This is a genomic window from Pseudomonas sp. MAG002Y (genome assembly GCF_019400845.1).
Taxonomy (GTDB): Bacteria; Pseudomonadota; Gammaproteobacteria; order Pseudomonadales; family Pseudomonadaceae; genus Chryseomonas; species Chryseomonas luteola.
Genome location: NZ_WOEJ01000009.1, coordinates 42,606 through 66,001, shown reverse-complemented (window position 1 = coordinate 66,001; position 23,396 = coordinate 42,606). Strand labels below are relative to the sequence as shown.

The 23,396-nt window shown below is 54.2% G+C and carries 23 protein-coding genes, 1 tRNA gene and 1 other RNA gene; 8 read left to right on the top strand and 17 right to left on the bottom strand.

Annotation, left to right across the window (positions count from 1 at the left end):
- Positions 1 to 5: 5 nt before the first annotated feature.
- The 9 genes from mraY to rsmI form a co-directional block, all read right to left on the bottom strand.
- The gene (gene mraY / locus GM154_RS14300) at positions 6 to 1,088 is read right to left on the bottom strand and encodes a phospho-N-acetylmuramoyl-pentapeptide-transferase (RefSeq protein WP_019366777.1); all 1,083 of its coding nucleotides are present in this window, start codon (positions 1,086 to 1,088) and stop codon (positions 6 to 8) included.
- On the bottom strand, positions 1,088 to 2,455 hold the full coding sequence (gene murF, locus GM154_RS14295) for a UDP-N-acetylmuramoyl-tripeptide--D-alanyl-D-alanine ligase (protein ID WP_219652575.1): 1,368 nt from the start codon (positions 2,453 to 2,455) through the stop codon (positions 1,088 to 1,090). Before murF ends, mraY begins: the two co-directional genes overlap by 1 nt.
- Positions 2,448 to 3,911: a UDP-N-acetylmuramoyl-L-alanyl-D-glutamate--2,6-diaminopimelate ligase gene (locus GM154_RS14290; RefSeq protein WP_219652660.1), complete on the bottom strand. Its 1,464-nt coding sequence runs from the start codon at positions 3,909 to 3,911 to the stop codon at positions 2,448 to 2,450. Before GM154_RS14290 ends, murF begins: the two co-directional genes overlap by 8 nt.
- Positions 3,908 to 5,656: a penicillin-binding protein 2 gene (locus GM154_RS14285; RefSeq protein WP_010795322.1), complete on the bottom strand. Its 1,749-nt coding sequence runs from the start codon at positions 5,654 to 5,656 to the stop codon at positions 3,908 to 3,910. Before GM154_RS14285 ends, GM154_RS14290 begins: the two co-directional genes overlap by 4 nt.
- Entirely contained in the window at positions 5,653 to 5,946 is a 294-nt protein-coding gene (gene ftsL / locus GM154_RS14280) for a cell division protein FtsL (RefSeq protein ID WP_010795323.1), read from the bottom strand. Before ftsL ends, GM154_RS14285 begins: the two co-directional genes overlap by 4 nt.
- Positions 5,943 to 6,881, bottom strand: coding sequence for a 16S rRNA (cytosine(1402)-N(4))-methyltransferase RsmH (gene rsmH / locus GM154_RS14275; RefSeq protein WP_162493722.1), 939 nt, complete (start codon positions 6,879 to 6,881; stop codon positions 5,943 to 5,945). The genes ftsL and rsmH overlap by 4 nt, the downstream gene beginning before the upstream one ends.
- Positions 6,882 to 6,883: 2 nt before the next feature.
- Positions 6,884 to 7,339, bottom strand: a complete 456-nt coding sequence (mraZ, locus tag GM154_RS14270) for a division/cell wall cluster transcriptional repressor MraZ (protein ID WP_010795325.1) — start codon at positions 7,337 to 7,339, stop codon at positions 6,884 to 6,886.
- A gap of 289 nt (positions 7,340 to 7,628) precedes the next feature.
- An RNA gene (rnpB, locus tag GM154_RS14265) (RNase P RNA component class A) lies at positions 7,629 to 7,986 on the bottom strand.
- Between the two features lie 51 nt (positions 7,987 to 8,037).
- Complete coding sequence (gene rsmI, locus GM154_RS14260) at positions 8,038 to 8,886, bottom strand: 16S rRNA (cytidine(1402)-2'-O)-methyltransferase (RefSeq protein WP_074824803.1); 849 nt, start codon at positions 8,884 to 8,886, stop codon at positions 8,038 to 8,040.
- A 122-nt stretch (positions 8,887 to 9,008) separates the two neighbouring features.
- Between rsmI and GM154_RS14255 the strand changes: the two genes are divergently transcribed.
- From GM154_RS14255 to GM154_RS14240, 4 genes are read left to right on the top strand one after another with little or no spacing between them, the layout of a single operon-like run.
- The gene (locus tag GM154_RS14255; protein WP_010795327.1) at positions 9,009 to 10,763 is read left to right on the top strand and encodes a penicillin-binding protein activator; all 1,755 of its coding nucleotides are present in this window, start codon (positions 9,009 to 9,011) and stop codon (positions 10,761 to 10,763) included.
- Entirely contained in the window at positions 10,760 to 11,131 is a 372-nt protein-coding gene (locus GM154_RS14250; RefSeq protein ID WP_219652574.1) for a YraN family protein, read from the top strand. The genes GM154_RS14255 and GM154_RS14250 overlap by 4 nt, the downstream gene beginning before the upstream one ends.
- 27 nt (positions 11,132 to 11,158) lie before the next feature.
- Positions 11,159 to 11,752, top strand: coding sequence for a phosphoheptose isomerase (locus tag GM154_RS14245; RefSeq protein WP_010795329.1), 594 nt, complete (start codon positions 11,159 to 11,161; stop codon positions 11,750 to 11,752).
- Positions 11,749 to 12,321 (top strand): BON domain-containing protein, encoded by a 573-nt coding sequence (locus tag GM154_RS14240; protein WP_010795330.1) that lies wholly within the window; start codon positions 11,749 to 11,751, stop codon positions 12,319 to 12,321. Before GM154_RS14245 ends, GM154_RS14240 begins: the two co-directional genes overlap by 4 nt.
- A 51-nt stretch (positions 12,322 to 12,372) precedes the next feature.
- On the opposite strand, the gene GM154_RS14235 is transcribed toward GM154_RS14240, so the two are convergent.
- The 6 genes from GM154_RS14235 to queA all read right to left on the bottom strand — a co-directional run bounded on the left by GM154_RS14235 (position 12,373) and on the right by queA (position 18,365).
- A complete protein-coding gene (locus GM154_RS14235) occupies positions 12,373 to 12,918 on the bottom strand; it encodes a glycine zipper 2TM domain-containing protein (protein WP_010795331.1) in 546 nt (181 codons plus the stop codon).
- 55 nt (positions 12,919 to 12,973) lie between these two features.
- Positions 12,974 to 13,882 carry a protein translocase subunit SecF gene (secF, locus tag GM154_RS14230; protein ID WP_010795332.1) on the bottom strand — a complete coding sequence of 303 codons (909 nt, stop codon included), beginning with the start codon at positions 13,880 to 13,882 and terminating at the stop codon, positions 12,974 to 12,976.
- Between the two features lie 9 nt (positions 13,883 to 13,891).
- Positions 13,892 to 15,760 (bottom strand): protein translocase subunit SecD, encoded by a 1,869-nt coding sequence (secD, locus tag GM154_RS14225; protein WP_219652573.1) that lies wholly within the window; start codon positions 15,758 to 15,760, stop codon positions 13,892 to 13,894.
- A 63-nt stretch (positions 15,761 to 15,823) separates the two neighbouring features.
- Positions 15,824 to 16,162: a preprotein translocase subunit YajC gene (yajC, locus tag GM154_RS14220; RefSeq protein ID WP_010795334.1), complete on the bottom strand. Its 339-nt coding sequence runs from the start codon at positions 16,160 to 16,162 to the stop codon at positions 15,824 to 15,826.
- Between the two features lie 30 nt (positions 16,163 to 16,192).
- Complete coding sequence (tgt, locus tag GM154_RS14215) at positions 16,193 to 17,311, bottom strand: tRNA guanosine(34) transglycosylase Tgt (RefSeq protein ID WP_074825177.1); 1,119 nt, start codon at positions 17,309 to 17,311, stop codon at positions 16,193 to 16,195.
- A gap of 10 nt (positions 17,312 to 17,321) precedes the next feature.
- Positions 17,322 to 18,365: a tRNA preQ1(34) S-adenosylmethionine ribosyltransferase-isomerase QueA gene (queA, locus tag GM154_RS14210; RefSeq protein WP_219652572.1), complete on the bottom strand. Its 1,044-nt coding sequence runs from the start codon at positions 18,363 to 18,365 to the stop codon at positions 17,322 to 17,324.
- Positions 18,366 to 18,468: 103 nt separating this feature from the next.
- Between queA and GM154_RS14205 the strand changes: the two genes are divergently transcribed.
- The 4 genes from GM154_RS14205 (at position 18,469) to GM154_RS14190 (ending at position 21,099) form a co-directional block, all read left to right on the top strand.
- Positions 18,469 to 18,555 (top strand) — tRNA-Leu (locus GM154_RS14205).
- Between the two features lie 759 nt (positions 18,556 to 19,314).
- Positions 19,315 to 19,563, top strand: a complete 249-nt coding sequence (locus tag GM154_RS14200) for a hypothetical protein (protein WP_019364186.1) — start codon at positions 19,315 to 19,317, stop codon at positions 19,561 to 19,563.
- A 56-nt stretch (positions 19,564 to 19,619) separates the two neighbouring features.
- Positions 19,620 to 20,540 (top strand): bestrophin family protein, encoded by a 921-nt coding sequence (locus GM154_RS14195; protein WP_219652571.1) that lies wholly within the window; start codon positions 19,620 to 19,622, stop codon positions 20,538 to 20,540.
- Between the two features lie 79 nt (positions 20,541 to 20,619).
- Positions 20,620 to 21,099, top strand: a complete 480-nt coding sequence (locus GM154_RS14190) for an RDD family protein (RefSeq protein ID WP_219652570.1) — start codon at positions 20,620 to 20,622, stop codon at positions 21,097 to 21,099.
- Positions 21,100 to 21,149: 50 nt separating this feature from the next.
- On the opposite strand, the gene lptG is transcribed toward GM154_RS14190, so the two are convergent.
- Both lptG and lptF read right to left on the bottom strand, forming a co-directional pair.
- Complete coding sequence (gene lptG / locus GM154_RS14185) at positions 21,150 to 22,211, bottom strand: LPS export ABC transporter permease LptG (RefSeq protein ID WP_219652569.1); 1,062 nt, start codon at positions 22,209 to 22,211, stop codon at positions 21,150 to 21,152.
- Complete coding sequence (gene lptF / locus GM154_RS14180; protein ID WP_219652568.1) at positions 22,204 to 23,316, bottom strand: LPS export ABC transporter permease LptF; 1,113 nt, start codon at positions 23,314 to 23,316, stop codon at positions 22,204 to 22,206. Before lptF ends, lptG begins: the two co-directional genes overlap by 8 nt.
- Between the last annotated feature and the right edge of the window lie 80 nt (positions 23,317 to 23,396).

Genomic DNA, 23,396 nt, shown 5'->3' with positions numbered 1-23,396 from the left:
TTGTCTTACCTCAGCTTCAACGTAGCCAGGCCGATCAGCACCAGAATTACGGTGATGATCCAGAACCGGACGATAACGCGCGGCTCAGGCCAGCCTTTGAGTTCAAAATGGTGGTGTATCGGTGCCATGCGAAAAACACGACGGCCGGTGAGTTTGAAGGAGGCAACCTGAATCATTACTGACAGGGTCTCCATCACAAACACCCCACCCATGATGAAGAGCACAATTTCCTGTCTGACGATGACCGCAATGGTGCCCAGTGCCGCACCCAGCGCCAGTGCGCCCACATCACCCATGAAAACCATGGCGGGATAGGTGTTGAACCACAGAAAGCCCAGTCCGGCTCCGATCAGCGCGCCACAAAAGACGATTAGCTCACCAGAACCTTCTACGTAGGGAATCAGCAGATAATCAGCAAACTTCACGTTACCGGATAGGTAGCAAAAGATACCCAGGGCACCACCTACCATTACAGTAGGCATGATAGCCAGACCGTCCAGGCCATCAGTCAGGTTAACGGCGTTACTGGATCCGACGATCACAAAGTAGGTCAGCACAACGAAGAAAATCCCAAGCGGGATTTCGATGTTTTTCAGCAGCGGGACAATGAATGTCGTCTCGATAGGTGTCTTGGCTGTCACATAAAGGAAGATTGCTGCTCCCAAGCCGAAGACCGATTGCCAGAAATATTTCCACCGGCTGGGTAAGCCTCGAGAATTTTTTTCGATTACCTTGCGATAGTCATCCACCCAACCAATGGCACCAAACAAGAATGTAACAGCTAGCACGGTCCATACATATCGGTTGGAAAGATCAGCCCAAAGCAGCGTGCTGATACCAATCGACGTCAGGATCAGCGCGCCCCCCATCGTAGGCGTACCCGACTTCGAAAGGTGCGACTGCGGGCCATCGTTACGTACTGCCTGACCAATCTGCCGTATCTGCAAGGTACGGATCATCCACGGGCCCAAGGCAAGCGAAAGCACAAGCGCTGTCAACACGCCAAAAATGCCGCGTAGGGTCAGGTACTGAAAGACCGCGAAGCCCTTGTAAAACTGTTGCAGGAACTCCGCCAACAGCAGCAACATCAGTGTTTCTCCTCAACAGCTTTATTGCACAGCGCGAAAACGACGTTATCCATCGCCGCACTACGCGAACCTTTGATCAAAAATGTGGATTCAGGAGCCGCCTCGAGAAGCAATGCCTCGATTAACGCAGCCCGATCATCGAAATGTTGTGCATCTGCCCCAAATGCCTCAGCGGCATGCTTCATGAGAGGACCTACGGCGTAGAAAGCGGATACCTTACCTTTCGCATACTCGCCGACCTCACGGTGAGCAGATTCAGCCCATTCGCCCAACTCACCCATATCGCCCAAGACAAGAACAGTACGGCCAGAAAACCCTGTCAGTACATCGACAGCAGCTTTCATGGAGCCGGGGTTGGCGTTATAGCTGTCATCGATAACACGTGAATCGTTGATACCCAGCTTGCTTACCGTCCGCCCCTTGACCGGCTGCAACGCCTCAAGCCCCTGGATAATATGCGCAAGCTCCACTCCCAGGACATGGGCGGCCGCGGCCGCGGCCAGTGCATTGACAACATTGTGCTCGCCCAGCAGATTTAGCTGAATATCAGCAGAACCCGCCGGGCTGAGCAGTGTGAAGGAAGGGCAGCCACGAGCATCACGAACAATATTCGCAGCCCGGAACATAGCCATGTCATTCAGGCCAAAGCTGATAACGTTGCGCCCCTTGGCACGCTTTCTCCATATTTCGAAGGCCTGATCGTCTCGATTCAATATGGCAGTGCCGTTTGCTGCCAACCCCTCCAGGATTTCACCCTTGGCTTCGATAATCTTTTCGACGCCACCAAACTCTCCTACATGGGCTCGTCCTGCATTGGTAATGATCGAGACGTGGGGATGGGTCAGTCCTACGGTATAGGCGATCTCGCCTAGGCGTGAGGCTCCCAGCTCGATAACGGCATACTGATGGCTCTGCTCCAGCCTCAATAGCGTCAGCGGAGCACCCAGGTCGTTATTCAGATTGCCTTGAGTTGCCAGTGTCGAACCCAGCGTATTCAAAATGGCAGCCAGCATTTCCTTGACTGTGGTCTTGCCGCTTGACCCCGTCACGGCAACCACAGGGCCAGAAAACGAAAGCCGGGTAAGTTCACTCAACTGCCCCAGGGCGACACGGGTGTCTTTGACGATCAGCTGAGGAATGTCCAGGTCAGGCTGCGCTTTTTCTACCAATGCAGCGACAGCGCCTTTCGCCGCTACGCTGGATAGATACGCGTGACCATCGAACCGAGGCCCTGTAAGTGCAACAAAGAGCTGTCCAGCCTCAAGTGTACGACTGTCCGTAGAGACCGCTGTAAAACTTACATTTCCACCTTTCAGGGAAGCTGAAAGCGGTTCGGTCAAATCCTGGAGAAACATTGGTTTAAGCATGGCTTTCATCTCTTGCAACCAACTCGCGAGCGGCCTGCTCCAGATCAGAGAAAGGCATCCTGACCCCGTTGACCTCCTGATAGTCCTCATGCCCTTTTCCAGCAATGAGCACTACGTCGTCACGGGAAGCCTCTCCAATGGCATACGCAATGGCTTCGTCGCGAGCGGGTATAAATGTGGCACGCGCCGGTTCATTAAAGCCGGCACGAATATCGTCGATAATTCGAGCGCTGGACTCGGTACGAGGATTGTCATCGGTAACGATAACGGCATCGGCCAGCCGCTCAGCAATGCGAGCCATCAGCGGGCGCTTGCCACTGTCTCGATCGCCACCACAGCCAAACACGCAGATCAATCGCCCCTTGGCATGAGGGCGTAAGGCAACCAGAACCTGCTCAAGCGCGTCAGGAGTATGGGCATAATCGACAACGACCAGTGGTTGCGTACCGCCTCCCAGACGCTGCATTCGCCCGACGGGTCCCTGAAGCTCAGGCATTACACGCTGGATATGGCTGAGAGTGAACCCCATACCCAGCAGAGCCCCTATCGCTGCGAGCAAGTTGCTGAGATTGAAGCGACCAATCAATGAGCTGACCAGCCTGGCCTCTCCCTCTGGCGTTACAAGGCTCGCCTCGATACCCGCATCGCTAAAAGCGATGTGTTTGCAATACAGCGTAGCGGCGGGATTTTCCAGGCTGAACGTAATAAGCCGAGAGGCATGCTCAACTTCAGCCAGGCGACAGCCCTGCTCATCATCCAAATTGATTACACGTGCCCGTAAAGACGGCCACTGGAAAAGCTTGGCCTTTGCAGCGGCGTAAGCCTCCATCGTGCCATGATAATCAAGATGATCTCGAGACAGGTTGGTGAACACGGCCACATCAAACTGCACAGCCGCCACACGGCCCTGCTCCAGACCATGAGAAGAAACCTCCATTGCAACAGCTTGAGCACCCTGCTCCTTGAGTGCAGCCAACGCTGCCTGAACCGCAAAGGGATCCGGCGTGGTATGCCGACCGGCCTCAAGTGCTTCCCAAAACCCTGTCCCCAATGTGCCTACGATGCCGCAGCGCTGCCCTAGGCGATCACAGGCTTGGGCGATTAGCTGCGTCACGCTGGTCTTACCATTGGTACCGGTAACGCCTATCAGCGTAAGAGCAGCGCTGGGCTCGCCATAAAAACGCCCTGCAATGGCTGAAAGCTCGGCGCCAAGCTCTTTGACTGGCACAAGAGGTACCGAAGCGGGAGGCAAATCGGGGGCTTGATCTGCCTCATAGACGATTGCCGAGGCACCATTGGCAATCGCTTCGGAAATATGTAAACGCCCATCACGCACTCCGCCAGGTACTGCAAAAAAAACGGATCCTGGTTGGATACGTCGACTGTCCAGGCAAAGTGCTTTTACAGAAACATCACTACTGGCCTGCGGTATCAACCGGGTGAGAGAGATCATCAGCCACGCCCTCCACTGGATACTTCAGTAGCGCTGGCTTGCTCCTGCTCTGGCAACGGAGCGACATTGTCGGGGGAAACATTCATGAGTCGCAAAGCACCCGCCATGACTCGGCTGAAAACAGGCGCAGAGACCACGCCGCCGTAATATCCGCCCTTGCTGGGCTCATCAATGACGACCACCATGGCAATACGCGGATTGCTGGTCGGCCCGAAGCCGGCAAAAAGGGAACGGTAGGAATTCTGTGTATATCCTTTGGCACCCACTGCGGCCTTACGGGCGGTACCACTTTTGCCAGCCACGTGATATCCCGGCACCTGAGCACGGAACACACCGGTAGGCGCTTCAACTACCTGCTGCAGCATTCCCTGAAGGGTTTTGGCTACCTGTTGAGGAACCACCTGGGAGCCTTGAGGGGAACGTTCAACACGTGTCAGGGACAACGGGATAAAACTTCCATCATTGGCTAACGTAGCGTAGGCATGCGCCAGCTGGATAGCGGTGATGGAAAGACCATAGCCATATGACAATGTGGCTGTTTCTGCTGGATGCCACTTACGGTAGTTGGGTAGATTGCCTACACGCTCACCGGGAAAGCCCAGACCAGTGTCCTGCCCAAGGCCGAACTGGCGCATGGTGTTGTAAATAGTTTCGCCGCCGATATCGAAAGCAATCTTGCTCATGCCCACGTTACTGGATTTGATCAGAATACCTGTTAGGTCCAGGGGGCCCTGGCTGCGAGCCACGTCCTTGATCGTGTAACGGCCGATCTGCAGATAACCAGGATAAACATTCACCGTGTCCGATGGCTTCCAGCGTCCACTTTCAAGAGCAGCGCTCATCGAAAGCGGCTTCATGGTGGATCCTGGCTCGAACACATCGATCATGGCCCGGTTGCGCATGCTGGCCGGGTTCAGATTGCGACGGTTGTTCGGATTGTAGGTAGGTTGGTTAACCATGGCGAGGATCTCGCCAGTCTTGACGTCAACCATCGTCAGGCTACCGGACACTGCGCCAAACTGCGCGAGTGCGTTGCGCAATTCGCGATTTGCAAGGTACTGAAGGCGCAGATCAATGGACAAGGCAATCGAATTGCCCGGCTTAGCGTTTTTTGCAACCTGAACGTCCTTGATGACCCGACCTCGCCGGTCTTTCAGAACCTGCCGTTTGCCTGGGACACCAGCCAGCCAGTCATTGAACGCCAGCTCAACGCCTTCACGGCCGCGATCATCAATGTCGGTAAACCCCACGACATGTGCAGCCACTTCACCCGCCGGATAAAAACGGCGAAATTCCTCGATGTCATAAACACCAGGAATCTTGTGCTGCTTGACCGTAGCCATGACGGCTTCGCCCTGCTCCGGTGTTATTCCCCGAACCAGGTAAAGAAACTCTCGATTGGAATTCTGCTCCAGACGCTTTGCCAAATCGCCGTAAGGCTGACCTACAGACTCCGCCAGAATCGACCATTTTTCCTTGGCGCCGGCCAGCTCCTTAGGGTTTATCCAGATTGTACTGACAGGCGTACTGACAGCCAGCGGCTCACCATTACGATCCGTGATCAGGCCACGGTGGGCGGCAATGGGAATGGTTCTGACGCTTCGGGCATCTCCCTGCCCCTTGAGGAAGGCACGATCAATGACGTGCAGGTCAACGACACGCCAGCCAATAGCGGCGACCATACCTGCCAAGCCAATGACAACCAGGCGAAATCGCCATGGATGTTGAATGCCCCCCAGCTTCATCATGGCGCCACCATCTTGATCTCTTCAGGATCAGGAATGCGCATCTTGAGTTGATCGCTGGCTAATGCCTCGATTCGGCTGTGAGCCGTCCAGGTGCTTTGCTCAAGCAACAGACGCCCCCATTCCGCCTGGGCCTTGTCTCGAACGCTCAACTCTGAATACAGGGTATTAAGCAACTGCCGGTTCCAGTGGGCGCTGTAGGCAACAGCAACAGCAGACAGCAGGACAGCTATGAACAGAACCAACATGGTCGTACTGCCCTTGGGCAGACGCTTTACAAAGAGACTACTCATCGCAGCTTCTCCGCAATACGCATGACTGCACTTCGGGACCGAGGGTTGACGGACAGTTCAGCCTCGGAGGCATACACAGGCTTGCCTACCAGCAAGGCGCGGGGCTCAAAAGCCTGCGTACGAATAGGAAGATTTCGTGGAAGCTTATCGGCCTCACCCTTAGCCAGGCGACGCATGAAGAGCTTGACGATTCTGTCTTCCAGAGAGTGAAAACTGATCACCACGAGCCGGCCGCCTATGGCCAGGCTTTCAAAGGCCGCTTCCAGACCTCTTTCCAGATCGCCCAACTCGTTATTGATGAAAATCCGGATACCCTGAAACGCTCGCGTGGCAGGATGCTTGCCTTTTTCCCAAGCAGGATTCGCGTCAGTCAGTACCTGGGCCAGATCAGCCGTACGCGTAAAGGGTGTGACGTCCCTGCGCTGTACCACAGCCCTGGCCATCCGCTTGGCGAATCGCTCTTCGCCGTACTCTTTGAATACGCGAGTGATTTCATCTTCCGGTGCGGTTGCAATCCAATCAGCGGCGCTTATACCGTGAGAGGGATCCATACGCATATCCAGAGGACCATCATGCATGAAGCTGAACCCGCGCTCGGGATCATCCAGTTGAGGAGAGGACACGCCTAAATCGAGAAGCACGCCATCCGTACGTCCCATCCAGGCGCGCTGCAACAGTTCTTCGCCTATGTCGGCAAAGCTTCGCTGCACAATGACAAAGCGGCCATCTTCGGCCGCCAGTGCTTGTCCCGACTGGATCGCTTGGGGATCCTTGTCGAAACCAAGCAGGCTTCCGCTTTTAAGTCGTGCAAGAATTGCACGGCTATGCCCTCCGCGGCCAAATGTGCCATCGACATAGAGGCCTTCGGGACGCACAGCCAGGGCTTCGACGGCTTCGTCGAGCAAGACAGTGACATGGCTGAACGTAGTGGTCATATTCACAGGATTAAATCGCGCAGTTCTTCCGGCAAACCGCCGGGTTCCTTGATTGCCTTGAGGTCGCTTTCACACAGACCATTCCAGGCATCCTCATCCCACAGCTGAAATTTGTTCAGCTGCCCTACCAGTACAGCGCGCTTATCCAGACGAGCATAATCCCTCAAGCGGGGCGGCACTAAAAAGCGCCCGTTCCCATCAAGCTCAAGGTCTACCGCATTACCGATTAGCAAACGCTGCAAACGACGTGTTTCTTCTCTTAAAGACGGAAGTTCACGGAGTTTGCTTTCGATGATTTCCCATTCGGGAAGGGGATAAACGCAAAGGCAAGTATCAATGGCATCAATCGTTACGATGAGCTGGCCGGCACAGCGCTCTAGAAGCTCATCACGATACCGGCTCGGCATCGTAAGGCGCCCCTTGGCGTCAAGGCTGATGGCATTCGCTCCACGGAACAAGTTGCTTCTTCCTTTGGCTGGCTTTCCCTACCATTAAATCCCACTTTTAACCACTTCGTACCACCGGGCACACTATATTGACGCGCTCCCCCCACCGTCAAGGCGAGGCCATTGCACAAAAAGGCTTGCAGACTAAGGAGTTACAGAAATTATGGGGCTTTTAGCGAAACGGTGACGAACATACTTTTCCGACAAACGGAAATTAACTCAACTAATTGCCTCGACTAGTTAAAGTAATTTCTCAGATAGGGTTATCAGTAAGGATGTGAAGCAGGAGAAGGGAGAGTGAGTGGAGAGTCGATCTGTAAGCCGGGTTCTGTCGAGAACAGTCATTCCTCTAGGACAGCCATCACTGGCTGCCTCAAGCAACCTACCCGAATCCAGCGCGGGCCACGCCTATGGATTCCTATTTGGTCTTGCTCCAGGTGGGGTTTACCTAGCCACGAACTGTTGCCAGCCGTGCGGTGCGCTCTTACCGCACCTTTTCACCCTTACCGGCGCTTGCGCGCTTAGGCGGTTATTTTCTGTGGCACTTTCCGTAGGCTCACGCCTCCCAGGCGTTACCTGGCACCTTGCCCTATGGAGCCCGGACTTTCCTCCCCTCCTGCTGCTTGCGCAGCGGGAGCAGCGACTGTCCGATCGACTCTCCGGGCGCAAGGGTACCTAGATGCCAGGCGTATAACAACCTTGATCTTTTCCTAATGCTTGTTCTGTTGCTCCAAGGCAAATTGGTACAGCATGTTCTTACGCTCTCCCGTGATTTCAGCGGCCAACGCAGCCGCGCGTTTGAGAGGCATTTCAGCGAGCAATATATTTAAAATCCGCACAGCCTCGGGGGGCAGAGAATCCTTGTCAGGCGACTCATAACCCGAGATCAGTAAAACGCACTCACCCCGCTGCTGATTGGAATCGGATCGGATCCACTCGACCAGTTCACCAAGCGGTGCGTCCTTGATGGTTTCAAACGTCTTGGTCAATTCACGGGCCAATACAGCGATGCGCTCGCCTCCCATGATTGCAGCAAGATCTTCAACACTTTCCAGCAACCGATGGGGCGCCTCGTAGAAAATCAAGGTCCGCTCTTCCTGCTTCAAGGCATCCAGGCGGCTTCGTCGCGCCGTGGCCTTTGCAGGCAGAAAGCCCTCGAAAATAAACCGGTCAGATGGGAGCCCGGCCGCTGATAGTGCCGCGATGACAGCACTGGCTCCCGGAACCGGCACAACAGGGATTTGCGCAGCACGCGCCTGTCGCACCAGATGGAAACCCGGATCGGAAATCAGGGGTGTTCCTGCATCGGAGACCAGAGCAACACTTCCCCCTTCGAGCAAACGGTTGATGAACCGCCCACCCTGCTCGCGCTCATTATGATCATGACAAGCGGCCAGAGGGGTATTGATCCCGAAATGCTGCAACAAGCGCGAAGAATGGCGCGTATCTTCAGCGGCAATCAACGACACTTCTTTCAGAATGCGAAGCGCCCGAGCACTGATGTCCTCCAGATTACCTATGGGGGTCGCGACGATATAAAGCGTGCCGGGAGTGCTCATAATGAAACTCTTGTATCAATAAAGGCCTCCATTGTACGCGTTTCGAGGCATCGCTATTCGCGCCGCTCACCAGCACTCGCTACAATCCAGCCAATTAATTGTTTTGCGCCAGGAATTACGCCATGACTGTTCGCCTGCGTACGCTAGTTAGCGTTCCACTTATTAGCCTACTTGCCGCCTGTGCAAGCTCGCCTTCCAACACATTGGGTGAGCTGCCTCGTATCCCCCAGGCCAACATACAGCAATTGCTTGAACAGGCAGGTAGTGATACATCAGAGAAGGCCAACATGCTGCGCCTCTCCGCTGCCGAGATTGCCTACAAGCAGCAAAACTTCACGCAGGCCAAGCAGATACTGGGCAGCATTCAACTGCAGCAATTGAAGCCTATACCGCAGGTATACGCCGGCACCCTGAGAGGTGAAATTGCTTTAGCGGAAAATCAGCCAAAGGAGGCTCTGAAAGCACTCCAACAGCCTGGCTTCGAACACCTGAGCGAGCTGCCTGTCGAGCAGCAGATCAGTGTATCCATGGTAAAGGCACGCGCCCTGCAGGCAGACAACCAGACCCTGGCGGCAGCCAAGGAGCGCATTTTCATTGCCCCGCTTCTCAAAAGTGATCAGGCCAGCGCCAACCACGAAGCCATCTGGAGTCTGATTTCGGCTCTTCCTGCCGACCAACTCCAACCTGTGGCAGGCAACAATGAGCTTAATGGCTGGCTGGCACTGGCCGCTATCACTCATTCAAACGGCTCACTGGATGATCAGCTCGCCGCCATTGATGACTGGCGCAAGCAGAATCCAAATCATCCAGCCGCCTCGCATCTTCCACAAGCGCTTGAAAAGCTACGCAACCTGGAGCAACAGCCGCTGACACATATCGCCTTGCTGCTACCGCAACAGGGACAACTTGCCAATGTATCGCGCGCCTTACAGGACGGTTTCATGGCTTCGCTTTACGAGAGTCAACAAAACGGCCAGACACCTCCTGCCGTATCCTTTTACGACAGCACACAGGTCCGCTCCATTGACGACTTTTATCGTCAGGCCAAAGCCGACGGCGCCCAGCTGGTGGTTGGTCCGTTAGAGAAAAGCTTGGTCAAGCAACTCAGCGATCATCAACAGCTACCTTTGCCTACTCTTGCGCTCAACTACAGCGACAGCCAAGGCGTAGGCCCAAAGCAGCTCTATCAGTTCGGTCTGGCGGCAGAGGATGAGGCACGCGAAGCGGCCGACCGCGCAGCGGAAGAAGGCAAGCACACTGCGGTAGCGATGGTTCCGCGCGGCGATTGGGGCGACCGTGTACTGGCAGCCTTTGACCAGGAGTGGCGGGCAAAAGGCGGCATGCTGCTTGGAGCCGAGCGAATCGATCAGCCGGTAGAGCTGGCACGCCAGATTACGCGTCTGCTGCAAAACCGTCAGGGCGGGCAAAGCATCGACTTTATCTTCCTTGCAGCAACACCCCAACAGGCTCGCCAGATCAAGCCTACGCTGGCGTATCAATATGCTGGAGATATACCCGTCTACGCCACTTCACACCTGTATTCCGGCAGCAGCAACCCTGCTCAGGATCAGGACCTGAACGGAATTCAGTTCTGTGAAACACCGTGGCTGCTCAATACCAACGATCCTGTTCGCCGCAAGGTTGTCACCCAGTGGCCCCAAGCGTCCAGCAGCCTGGGTCGTCTATATGCCATGGGAGCAGATGCCTACTTGCTTTCTACTCGTCTGCCACAGCTCAAGGCGCTCCCCAATACGCAAATAAATGGCCTGTCAGGTGACCTGACGCTAAGCCCAACGCAGCGCGTGGTGCGCAGACTACCTTGGGCCCAGTTCGTCAATGGGCAGGTTCAGCCTGTTTCACAATCCGGTACGCTGTGAAAACCACGACGCGAGAAAGTGGTCAGGCCGCCGAAGATCAAGCGCTTGCCTACCTGCAGAAACAAGGGCTCAAACTTGTAGTCCGCAACTGGTCGCGGCGTAGCGGCGAGCTTGATCTGGTCATGCTCGACAGGGATACAGTAGTATTTGTGGAAGTACGCTCCAGGCGTCATATTGCCTGGGGCGGAGCCGTTGAAAGCATTGACGCCAGAAAGCGTCAACGTCTGATTGCAACCGCACAGCTTTTTCTTCAAAGCGAGTCTTGTTGGGCTAAATCTCCTTGCCGCTTTGATGTTGTTGCGCTCAGCCCTGCTGTCGGCAGTACCTCTTCGCATCTCGAATGGATCAAGAACGCATTCGATTCCTGAGTAGTTTTACAAGGTCAAGCAAACCCGATGGACACGCAAGCCCGCATTACCAAACTTTTCCTGGACAGCATTGAGACCAAGCGTCAGGCCATGGATGTGCTTGTTCCTCACATCGAGCATGCCAGCCAGGTAATGGTCAATGCACTATTGAATGAAGGAAAAATCCTGTCCTGTGGAAATGGTGGCTCCGCAGGAGATGCCCAGCATTTTTCATCAGAGCTTCTCAATCGTTTTGAGCGTGAGCGCCCAAGCCTGCCCGCCCTCGCCTTGACAACCGACAGCTCGACCCTGACCTCAATTGCGAACGACTATAGCTACAACGAAGTCTTCTCAAAGCAAATTCGGGCGTTGGGCCAGCCTGGCGATGTACTGCTTGCCATTTCCACCAGCGGAAACTCAGCCAATATAATCCAGGCCATACAAGCCGCTCATGACCGCGAGATGACGGTTGTAGCGCTTACCGGGCGAGACGGGGGCGGCATGGCCTCGCTGCTTCTGCCAGAAGATATCGAGATTCGCGTCCCAGCCAAAGTAACAGCACGCATTCAGGAAGTGCATCTGCTAGTCATCCACTGCCTGTGCGACCAGATAGATCAGCAACTGTTCGGGAGTGAAGAATGAAAAAATGCTTGGCACTGTCCTGCCTCGCCCTCACCGTCGTACTCAGCGGCTGCAGCGGCTTTCTAAGCGCAACCCGTGACGACCCCATCGCGGACAACCGCGGCACGCGGACCATCGGTAGCAAGATTGATGATTCACTGATCGAGACCAAGGCAAAAGTGAATATATCCAAGGCCAACCCTGACCTGGATAAGTCGCATATTGTCGTTGTCAGCTATAACGGAGTAGTTCTACTGGCCGGCCAGACTCCGCGTCCAGAACTCAAGGCACAGGCCGAGCAGGTTGCGCGCAACGTACAACGTGTAAAGCTGGTTCATAACGAACTCCAGGTACTTGAGCCCTCTTCTTTGCTAGCTCGCAACAACGACACCTGGATTACCACAAAGATCAAAAGCAAGATGCTTACTGATAACAGTGTGCCTGCCTCTCGCATCAAGATAGTCACGGAAAATGGCATTGTTTACATGCTTGGCCTGGTGACGCATCAAGAAGCCAATCTGGCCACAAACGTTGCTCAGAGCGTCTCTGGTGTTCAAAGGATCGTGAAACTCTTCGAGTACATTGACTGATTCGAGCATAAAAAAACCCGCCATATGGCGGGTTTTTTGTGGTCACTTTTCTTACTGTACGGAAGCAGTCTGCTCGGCCAGTACCAGCTGACCACCCTGCACAGGGATCTGCTTACCGGGATCACGATCCATGCGGACCTGCCCCACCTTGCCATCCAGCAGATACTTGACGTCGTAAGCCACCACTTTTTCGCTCGCGTCTGTAACCGTGCTGCAGCGCTTTTGCGTGGTGGTATAGGTATCGGAGTTCTGCATGTGCTCCTGGGTTTTGTTACCTACGTAACCTCCACCCACAGCCCCGGCGACAGTAGCAAGCTTCTTGCCATTACCCCCACCGACCTGATTACCCAGCAGACCACCGACTACAGCGCCGATGGCAGTTCCGGCAATCTGATGCTGATCCTGTACAGGCCTGCGATGTGTAACCGCTACATCCTTACAGACTTCACGGGGCGTTTTGATCGTTTCCTTGACCGGTTGGACGGCTACGACCTCAGCGAACTTTGGACCTCGATCTGAAACACCATAGGCAACAGCACCTCCAGCCGTAACCAGAACTGCGCCCAATACCGTTCCAACGAGCATCGATTTATTCACGTCAATCTCTCCTGATTTACCAACAAGGCATCCACCTTATTCCAAGCCTTGGACATCAAGGCCTGTCATCAAGTTCCTTTGCTGCTGGTGGTATCAGGTCTTCCGAGTTCAAATTCAGCCAGATCAACACAACGTTTGCGATATAGATCGAAGAATAAGTTCCTGCGAGCACACCAATAAACAAGGCAACCGAGAAACCGAAGAGGTTATCGCCTCCAAAAACCAACAATGCTGTAATTGCCAACAATGTGGAAATGGATGTCGCCAAGGTTCTGAGAAGTGTCTGCGTAGTAGAGATGTTGATGTTATCGATCAGGCTTGCTTTGCGTAAAACACGGAAGTTTTCACGTACCCGGTCAAACACCACGATGGTGTCGTTCAATGAATAGCCAATGATAGCCAGTACTGCAGCCAGAACGGTCAGATCGAACGTAACCTGGAAGAACGACAGCACGCCAAGCGTAACAATAACGTCGTGCACGAGAGACAGGATCGCGCCCAACGCAAACTTCCATTGGAAACGAAAGCCGACGTAAAGCAATACCCCGCCCAGCGCCAGAAGCATTCCGAGTCCACCTTGGTCCCGCAGCTCTTCCCCTACCTGGGGACCTACGAACTCGACACGCGTAACAGAAGCCGGATTATCGTTACTGGCCTGCTGCAGCGCAGCCGCAACCTTCTGACCTAGCTGCGCATCATCGCCAGGCATACGTACCAGCACATCGGTAGTCGCACCAAAGCTCTGAACAACAGCATCCTTAAAGCCCGAACGCTCCAATTGAGTACGAATGCTTCCCAAATCCGCTGCTTTCTCATAACGCAGCTCAATCAGGGTTCCGCCTGTGAAATCCAAGCCAAAATTGAGTCCCTTGATAGCCAGGCTACCAATGGCAATCAATGTGAGCACCAGTGTCAGGGCGAAAGCAACATTGCGCACGCCCATGAAATTAATGGTTCGTTTCATCGCAGCTCCTCAAATCCACAGCTTCTTGATGTTACGGCCGCCAAAGCTCAGGTTGACCATTGCGCGAGTCACCATGATGGCTGTGAACATGGAGGTGAAAATACCGAGCGACATTGTGACAGCGAAGCCCTTGACCGGGCCGGTGCCCATTGCAAACAGGATCGCGCCGACGAGAAGCGTAGTCAGGTTGGCATCGACAATCGCACTGAACGCCCTGCTGAAACCTTCATGAATGGCTCGCTGTACGTGCATACCATTCGCCAGTTCTTCGCGGATACGCGAGAAGATCAATACGTTGGCATCAACCGCCATACCCATTGTCAGAACGATACCGGCAATACCTGGCAGCGTAAGCGTTGCATTAAGGACAGACATCAACCCGATCAAAAGAACCATGTTGAAGCCCAACGCCACTGTCGCGATCACACCAAAGACGCGGTAGATCACGATAATAAACAGGGAGACAAAAGCCATTCCCCAGAGCGCAGCATCAAGGCCCTTGGCAATATTATCTGCACCAAGGCTTGGGCCCAGCGTTCGCTCCTCAGCGAAATACATGGGCGCGGCAAGACCACCAGCACGCAACAGCAGCGCAAGCTCGGAGGCTTCACCAGAACCATTCAGTCCTGTAATACGGAAACTGTTGCCCAGCGCTGACTGGATGGTAGCCAGACTGATAATACGGCGATCTTCCTGGAAGCTTGGTACGGCGACATCCTTTTCAACACCATTAACGGTCTGACGCTCGTAGCGAGTCACCGGCTTCTGCTCAATGAACACAACGGCCATGCTGCGCCCAATGTTCCCACGCGTAGCACGACTCATCAGATCACCACCGTGACCATCCAGTTTGATGTTCACTTGCGGGCGACCATTTTCATCAAAGCTTGCAGAAGCGTCTGTAACCTGATCACCCGTGATGATTACACTGCGTTCCAGCGGAACGGATTGACGACCGGCATCACGGAACTCAAAGCTTTCTGTAGCACTGCGCGGAGTATCTTGCGTTGCTGCCAGACGGAACTCCAGGTTCGCCGTCTTGCCGAGAATACGCTTCGCCTCTGCAGTGTCCTGTACGCCAGGCAACTCTACTACAATACGGTTGGCACCTTGACGCTGAACAAGCGGCTCGGCCACACCCAGCTCGTTCACACGGTTACGAACAGTAGTAAGGTTCTGTTTGATGGAATATTCACGAATCTCCGTCAGCTTCGCCTGAGACAGTTCAAGACGTAACACCCGAAGATTGTCACGCGCTTCATTTGTCAGAACGAAGTCGTTGTAATTCTTCCGGATCAGATCGGACGCTTGTTCCAGTGCTTGCGCATCAGCAAAGCCCAGCTGAATGACATTGTCCTGCTGGGGAAGACTGCGGTACCGAACTCTCTCGCGACGAAGCAGTGTCTTCACTTCGCTGTCGTACACCTTCATACGCGCATCGACAGCCTTATCCATGTCAACCGATAGCAGGAAATGCACGCCACCCGACAGGTCAAGACCCAACTTCATTGGACTTGCGCCAAGCTTGCGCAGCCATTCGGGCGTAGTCGGGGCTAGGTTAAGCGCAACGACATAGTCATCACCCAAGGTCTTGCGCACTACGTCCTGAGCCGGCAATTGATCATCTGCCTTACTCAACCGAATGAGCCCGCGCTTACCGTCACTGGCAAGATCGACAGCCTTTACGCTGATATTGGCGTCGGCCAGCGCCTTGGTAATGTTATCCAATTCCGCCTGACTCACCGACAGTTCCGTGCTTGAGCTGCTGATTTGAATAGCAGGATCATCGGGGTAGAGATTGGGCGCGGAATAAATGAAGCCGACCACCAGCACTGCCAGGATCAGCAGGTATTTCCATAAGGGATATTTATTGAGCATGACACCGCCCGGATTAAGAAACGAGGCGCCTTGCGCGCCCCGTGCATATACCTAGAGGTAGGATTAGATTGCTTTCAACGTGCCCTTGGGCAACGTAGCGGCAATCGCACCTTTCTGGAACTTGAGTTCGACAGTATCGGATACTTCGATAACCACGAAATCATCCGTCACCTTTACTACACGTCCAGCGATACCACCGGACGTTACCACTTCGTCACCCTTCTGCAGATTGCCCAGCAGGTTCTTGTGCTCCTTGGCACGCTTGGCCTGCGGACGCCAGATCAGAAAGTAAAAAATGACCACGAAACCGATCAGGAAAATGAATTGAATATATTCACCACCTGGTGCGGCAGCCGCCGGAGCAGTCTCCTGGGCATAGGCAGCGGGGATCAGAAAGCTCATTGCAATAACTCCTGTTGCAAAGTCTGGAAATCAATCTGCCAACGGCGGGGTAGGCAAGCCGCGGCGCGCATAGAAGGAATCGACGAAGTCGGCCAATTTACCCTGTTGAATAGCATCACGTAAACCAGACATCAGCCGTTGATAGTGACGCAGGTTATGGATTGTATTCAGCATGCTGCCTAGCATTTCGCCGCATTTATCCAAGTGATGCAGATAAGCACGGGAAAAGTTGCGGCAGGTATAGCAGTCGCAGGTCGGATCCAAGGGTGAATCGTCATGCCGGTGGACAGCATTACGAATCTTGAGAACGCCGGTATCAATGAATAAATGCCCATTACGTGCGTTACGTGTAGGCATTACACAATCAAACATGTCGACGCCACGCCGCACACCTTCGACCAGATCTTCCGGCTTTCCAACACCCATGAGGTAACGAGGTTTGTCAGCAGGCAGATGCGGCGGAAGAAAGTCCAGAACCCTGATCATTTCTTCCTTCGGCTCTCCCACTGAAAGCCCGCCGATGGCGTAACCATCGAAACCGATGTTTTCCAGCCCCTCCAGCGAACGCAGACGTAGCTCCTCATGCATTCCGCCCTGGACAATGCCAAATAACGCCGAAGGGCTATCGCCATGGGCTACACGTGAACGCTTGGCCCAGCGCAGCGACAGCTCCATGGAGCGCTTGGCTGTATCGAAGTCGGCAGGATACGGCGTGCACTCATCAAAGATCATGACGATGTCCGATCCCAGCGCTCGCTGAACGGCCATGGACTCTTCCGGCCCCATGAAGACCTTGGCACCATCGACTGGCGACGCAAAGTAGACGCCCTCTTCCTTGATCTTGCGCAGCGCCCCCAGGCTGAATACCTGAAAGCCGCCAGAATCCGTAAGGATAGGGCCCTTCCATTGCATGAAGTCATGCAGATCGCCGTGACGACCAATGACTTCGACCCCAGGCCTCAGCCACAGGTGGAATGTATTCCCCAGGATGATATGTGCCCCAATCGCCTCAATGTCCCGTGGCAACATGCCTTTGACGGTGCCGTATGTGCCAACCGGCATGAACGCAGGGGTTTCGACTACGCCGCGAGGAAAGCTCAGTCGGCCTCGACGGGCCCGGCCTTCGGTCGCCAGCAACTCAAACTTCATGAAACTCATTTCAGGACTCTGGCCCTTTGGCGTTTGGGTTACGGGTAATGAACATGGCATCACCATAACTAAAGAAACGGTAGTTTTGCTCAACGGCAGCGGCGTAGGCGGCCATTGTCTCGGGATAACCTGCAAAAGCCGAAACCAGCATCAGCAACGTCGACTCGGGCAGGTGAAAGTTGGTCACCAGCGCATCGACAACGTGAAAAGGTTTGCCAGGATAGAGGAAGATATCCGTATCGCCACTAAAAGCCTTGAGCTGACCGTCACGCGCAGCGCTTTCCAAGGAGCGGACACTGGTCGTGCCCACTGCAATGACGCGCCCACCCCGCGCCTTGCAGCGCTCGACGGCATCGACGACCGCCTGACTGACCTGCAGCCACTCTCGATGCATATGATGATCTTCGATGCGATCGACCCGAACGGGCTGGAACGTACCGGCCCCCACATGCAACGTCACGAATTCGGTTTCGATACCTTTTTCGCGAATGGCTTGCAGCATGGCTTCGTCAAAATGCAGCCCTGCCGTCGGTGCAGCCACAGCCCCTGCATTGCGGGCATAAACGGTCTGATACCGTTCACGATCCTCTTCATCGTCCGGGCGATCAATGTAGGGCGGCAGCGGCATGTGCCCTACCCGCTCCAGAAGCCCCAGCACAGGCTCTGCAAAGCGCAGCTCAAACAGCGCATCATGCCGCGCCAGCATTTCCGCCTCTCCGCCACCCTCGACATGGATGATTGCACCCGGCTTGGGAGACTTGCTGGAACGCACATGAGCCAAGACCCTGAATTCATCCAGGACACGCTCGACAAGTATTTCAAGCTTTCCGCCACTGGCTTTTTGCCCAAACAATCGCGCAGGAATAACCCGCGTATCGTTGAAGATCATGAGATCCTCTGGACGCAGATAGTCCAGCAGGTCGGAAAACTGCTGATGTTTGATCGCTCCAGAAGGTCCGTCCAGCACCAGCAGCCGGCTTGCGCGGCGCTCGGATAGCGGATGACGTGCTATGAGCGATTCAGGTAGTTCAAAATAAAAATCGGAAACTTGCATGCAGGCTCATCTCGAAAGGTCGCACAGCTTACCGGAAGAGATGAAATAAGACCATTTAAAGCGTTGACTCGAAACAATCTCATCCCTATACTGCGCCGCCATTGCCTCGGTGGCGGAATCGGTAGACGCGGCGGATTCAAAATCCGTTTCTGGCGACAGAGTGAGAGTTCGAGTCTCTCCCGAGGCACCATACAAAGTTTTCAGGACTTCCCACCAAGTCCCGAAACATCAGAAGAACCGGCCTTAGAGCCGGTTTTTTTGTGCCTCACTATTCTGCCCTCTTCTGGTTCTCCCAAGTAATAACTACTTCCTTGGTATAAAGCGCCTCAGGCGTGCCTTGGAGTAGATCATTACAAGCCAACGCGAAAGATTTATCCTCCCGATCTCTCTGTGCATCGTTCTGTACCGTTTAACGCAGGCTTGAGCGGTCTTCCTGCCTCACCGCTTTACCCAACCTTTACCTGCCTTGACGTCACGTGACAGCCGTACGGTGCTTTATAGCAGCGAGGCAAAAGCTCTTGCTGAAGGAGGTACGTATGCTAGGTCAAACATTGAAGGCAGCCTTACTCATCGGCTGCCTTATCAGTGCAGGTGAAGCCGCGGCTTTTGAGCGTGAGCGGGTTTACGGGCCGCCGACTCATGAGACTTACAAAGCCCCTATTGCTTACCGTCAGCTTCAAAGGCTGCACTACCATAGGTTCCACGCAAGGCACTATTACGCTCCACCGCCACGTCATCGTGCCCATTATCACAAGCCTGCGCCGAGGTATTACAGGTCCGCGCCCCACTGGTAACTAAAAGCCGGTTGACGCTTTGTTTTTAAAGCCTCGTCTTGCACGAGGCTTTTTAATAGTGCATGAACGCCAGGCACACTCCTCCAAGCCTCTTCCGCCAAACGGCGAGAACTCAGGGACCGGAAGTCATGTCATTCTGATACATCTGAGGGGATATGGATATGAAGAACCTGCTGGCCGCATTAGTCAGTCAACTCGCTTGCGAAGGCAAGGTGGAATGCCTGGAAAGAGATGAGAATTTCGCCAGAGTCATTGTCACGACACCCCACGGCATCATTGTCGAGAGGGATCTACACGCCACCCAGCTTCATCATGCCGTTCTGCTCAAGGCTGTCGCCGATGAGATAAAGGAAGAAATTCAGGAACGAACCCTGCGTCTTTATGGTGATATTTCCGAATGCTAGCGGCACTCGGCTGACGCCCACTTCCCACCGTTTGGTATTTGAGCATAAGGGTTAGCATGATCGTACGCCCTCAGACCCCATCGCTATGGGTGCTGCTGTTTTCTCTGAAAGGCTCCATTATTCCCGCCATCTGGAAGCGAGTGCTCTACACGGTGCTGCTAAGCTCCTTTGTCGTAGCCACGCATGGCACCCTCTACCACTACAAGGTTATTTTGACAGCTACGCCTTTTACACTTTGGGGACTGACGCTAGCGATATTCTTGGGCTTTCGTAATAGCGTGGCCTACCAGCGCTTTTGGGAAGCGCGGGCCCTGTGGGGAGAACTGCTCATCGTCTCTCGCAACCTAGTGCGGCAAACGTTGAGTTTTTTTCCTGGAATGACTGTTGAAGAGCGACGCTCCATAGCCCTTCAACTGACCGCATTCAGCCATGCGCTTCGCGACCACTTGAGAAACGATGACCCAACGCCCGACCTGAAGCGCCTTCTGACACAGAACGATTGCGCCCGGGCGCTGGCAGCCGCCAATCGACCTAATGTGATACTGGGTCTTATTGGACAGAACATCAGTCAGTTGATGCGGCAACACAACTCCAGCGAAATTCTTCTTAGCTCTGTAGATCAACAGATCAGTCGTCTCTCCTATGTGCTGGGAGGCTGTGAACGCATCAGAAATACACCTATCCCCTATCCCTATATTCTGATGCTGCATCGCACCGTACACATTTACTGTTTTCTACTGCCGTTCTGCCTGGTAGATAGCATTGGCTGGTTTACCCCACTTGCTGTTTGTGTACTGGCGTATACCTTTTTTGGACTGGATGCCCTGGGAGATCAGATAGCGGACCCTTTCGATAAGATGCCAAACGACCTGCCACTCAATGCCATGTGCAGAGGTCTGGAAATCTCCCTGCTTGAACTGCTGGATGAACGAGACCTCCCGCCCCCTCTACACCCTCAGGACGGTTTATTGCTGTAAGCCTTTCGAGGAAAGACAGGCTTGCCATGCTAACTACCAGGTGTTGCAGTAGAACGCTTATTACGAACAGCAACGCCTCATGCCACGAACCCTATCTCTGCCTACCAGAAAATACCCACCCGCCGGTCTTGCCAGGCGACTAGCTGCAAGCCTCTATGACAGCATCCTGCTTGTTGCCTTGGTAATGGTGGCTACATTGGGTTATTTCGGCGGGTTGGCTGCCTGGATGGGAGGTTCCCGTCTCAAGGCAATGGCCGAACAAGGGGAGCTAATAGGCGACCCTATATTGAGCATCCTGATTGTATTGGTCAGCTTTGCTTACTTTGCGGGCTACTGGATACATAACGGCCAAACGCTCGGCATGCAGGCCTGGAAGATCCGAATACAAAATACCGACGGCACAAGGATTAGTCTGCCTCAAGCCGCCCTGCGCTTCGCCGCCGCTCTTTTCTCGTATCTCTGCCTGGGGGTAGGCCTTTTATGGATACTCGTCGATACACGCAAGCGAAGCTGGTCTGATCTGGCTTCCAAGAGTCAAACCATACATATCTTGGAGTAGGACACAAAAAAGGCCAAACAGATGAATGTTCAGCCTTTTTCGTGAGGACATCAGCCCGCTTTACGCAATAACCATATGCCTGCCAATGCACAGACTCCTGCAGGCACCAGGACCGCCAATATGGGTGAGAATCCAAATACCAGACTGGAGGGCCCCAACAGGTCCTGAGCAATACGGAATACGAATCCTACTACCACACCGGTAAAAATACGCTGACCCAATGTTACCGAGCGCAGCGGGCCGAAGATGAATGAAATGGCCATTAATACAAGTGCTGCTGTCACCAGCGGCTGGAATACCTTGCCCCAGAACGCCAGCCAGTAAGAGGCATTATTAAGCCCCTGATCCGCCAGGTAATGGATGTACCACCACAAACCAGAAATGGACAAAGCATCGGGCTCCATCACAACGGTGTCGAGTATTTGTGGTGTCAGTTCGATGTCCCAATTTTCTGTTGGAGCTGTTATGACCTCGGTGTGACGATCACGGAAGTGGGTCGTGGAGATCGTTTGCAGCTCCCAATGGTCGCCTCGGTACTCGGCACGCTTGGCAAAACTTGCCGACAGCAAATGGCGCTGCTCATCAAACTGATAACGTGTAATACCAAACAGAACACCGTTGGGCTGCACCGCATTGATATGAACGTACTCACGCCCCTGACGATGCCACAGGCCATGCTTGGAACTCTGGGCATCACCGCCGCCCTGCGCCATTGCACGGTTGCTCTGAGCAATGTTTTCCGACCAGGGAGCGACATATTCACCAATAAGCACGCCTGCAAGCATGATCAGCAGCATAGGCTTCATGACAGCCCAGACAATTCGAGCCAGCGAGACACCAGCGGCTCGCATGATGATCAGCTCGCTGCTACTGGCCAGCGAGCCCAGGCCAATCAGACAGCCTATCAGCGCTGCCATGGACAGGAGCTCATAAGCCCGCCGCGGGCCAGTCAATAGTACATACGTAAGCGCCTGCAGGGCGCCGTAGTTATCATCGAAATCCCCTAGCTGATCGATATAGGCAAACAGCAAGGCCAATCCAAGAATAACGCCAAGAACAGCCAGAATACTGACTAGAACCGAGCGACCTATATAACGATCGAGTTTACTCATGACCTTTCTCCGTAGCACGGCGGCGCATGGACAGGCGCAACGGCTCCCAGAAGGCCAGCAGCAAACCTAACGCAAGAAACAACAGATGAACCGGCCAAAGACCGATGGCAGGCGGAAGCTTGCCCTTATCGAGCGAACCACGGGCGGCAATCAGCAGGGAAAGGTAGGCCATATAAAGCAGGATGGCGGGCAGTAGTTTAAGGAAGCGTCCCTGACGTGGATTGACACGCGATAACGGCACGGCAATCAGCGTCACGATGAAAACCAGCACCGGAATGGAAAGACGCCACTGCAGCTCGGCCTTCTGACGGATGTCATCACTGGACATCAGGGCACGTGTCGGAATCGCTTCGCGTGCACCTACATCCGTACTGACTTCAGGTTTAGGAAGCAACACTCCGTAGGTATCGTATTGAACCGCACGATAGTCCGCCTGGCCTGGGGTACCGTCATACCGGAAACCACTTTCCAGAATCAGGTAACGACTGCCATCGGAATGGATTTCCTGGTGGCCCTTATCGGCGATCAGCACACCAATGCCCCGATCAGACCCGGCCTTGGCTTCATTCTTTTCAGAAATAAAGACGCCCGAGAGCTGGGTACGATCATTGCTGAGCGCTTCGGTATAGGTCACCCGCGAGCCATCACGCAGCGACTGGAAGCGACCGGGCGCCAGGGTGTCGAACTCGGTCAGCGCATCCTGCTGATTCAGGATCTCACCCACACGCTGAACGCCCATAGGGGTCAGCGACAGACTCAACCAGGCAACAACAAGCGCAATGAGTGTTGCCGGTGCCATCGTATAGGCCAGGAGGCGTTGCTGACTCATTCCGGTAGCGGAAAGGACCGTCATCTCACTTTCCAGGTACAGACGGCCATAGGAGAGCAGAATCCCCAAAAATAGACCAAGCGGCAGAATCAGCTCTAAGAAACCGGGAATCCGGTATCCCATGATCATCATCAAGGCGCCAGGATCCAGGATACCCTGCGCAGCTTGAGCCAGATATTTAATGAAGCGACCACTCATGATGATCACCAGCAAAACGGCGCTTACCGCGCCCATGGTGGTGAGAACTTCACGTGCTAGATAACGAAAGACGATCAAACAAGGCTCTCCAGGGTTGTCAGGCTCAGGCGCGTACGCTCAAACTAGCCGCCGTTGCTAAACCGACCCGCGCAAGGCAG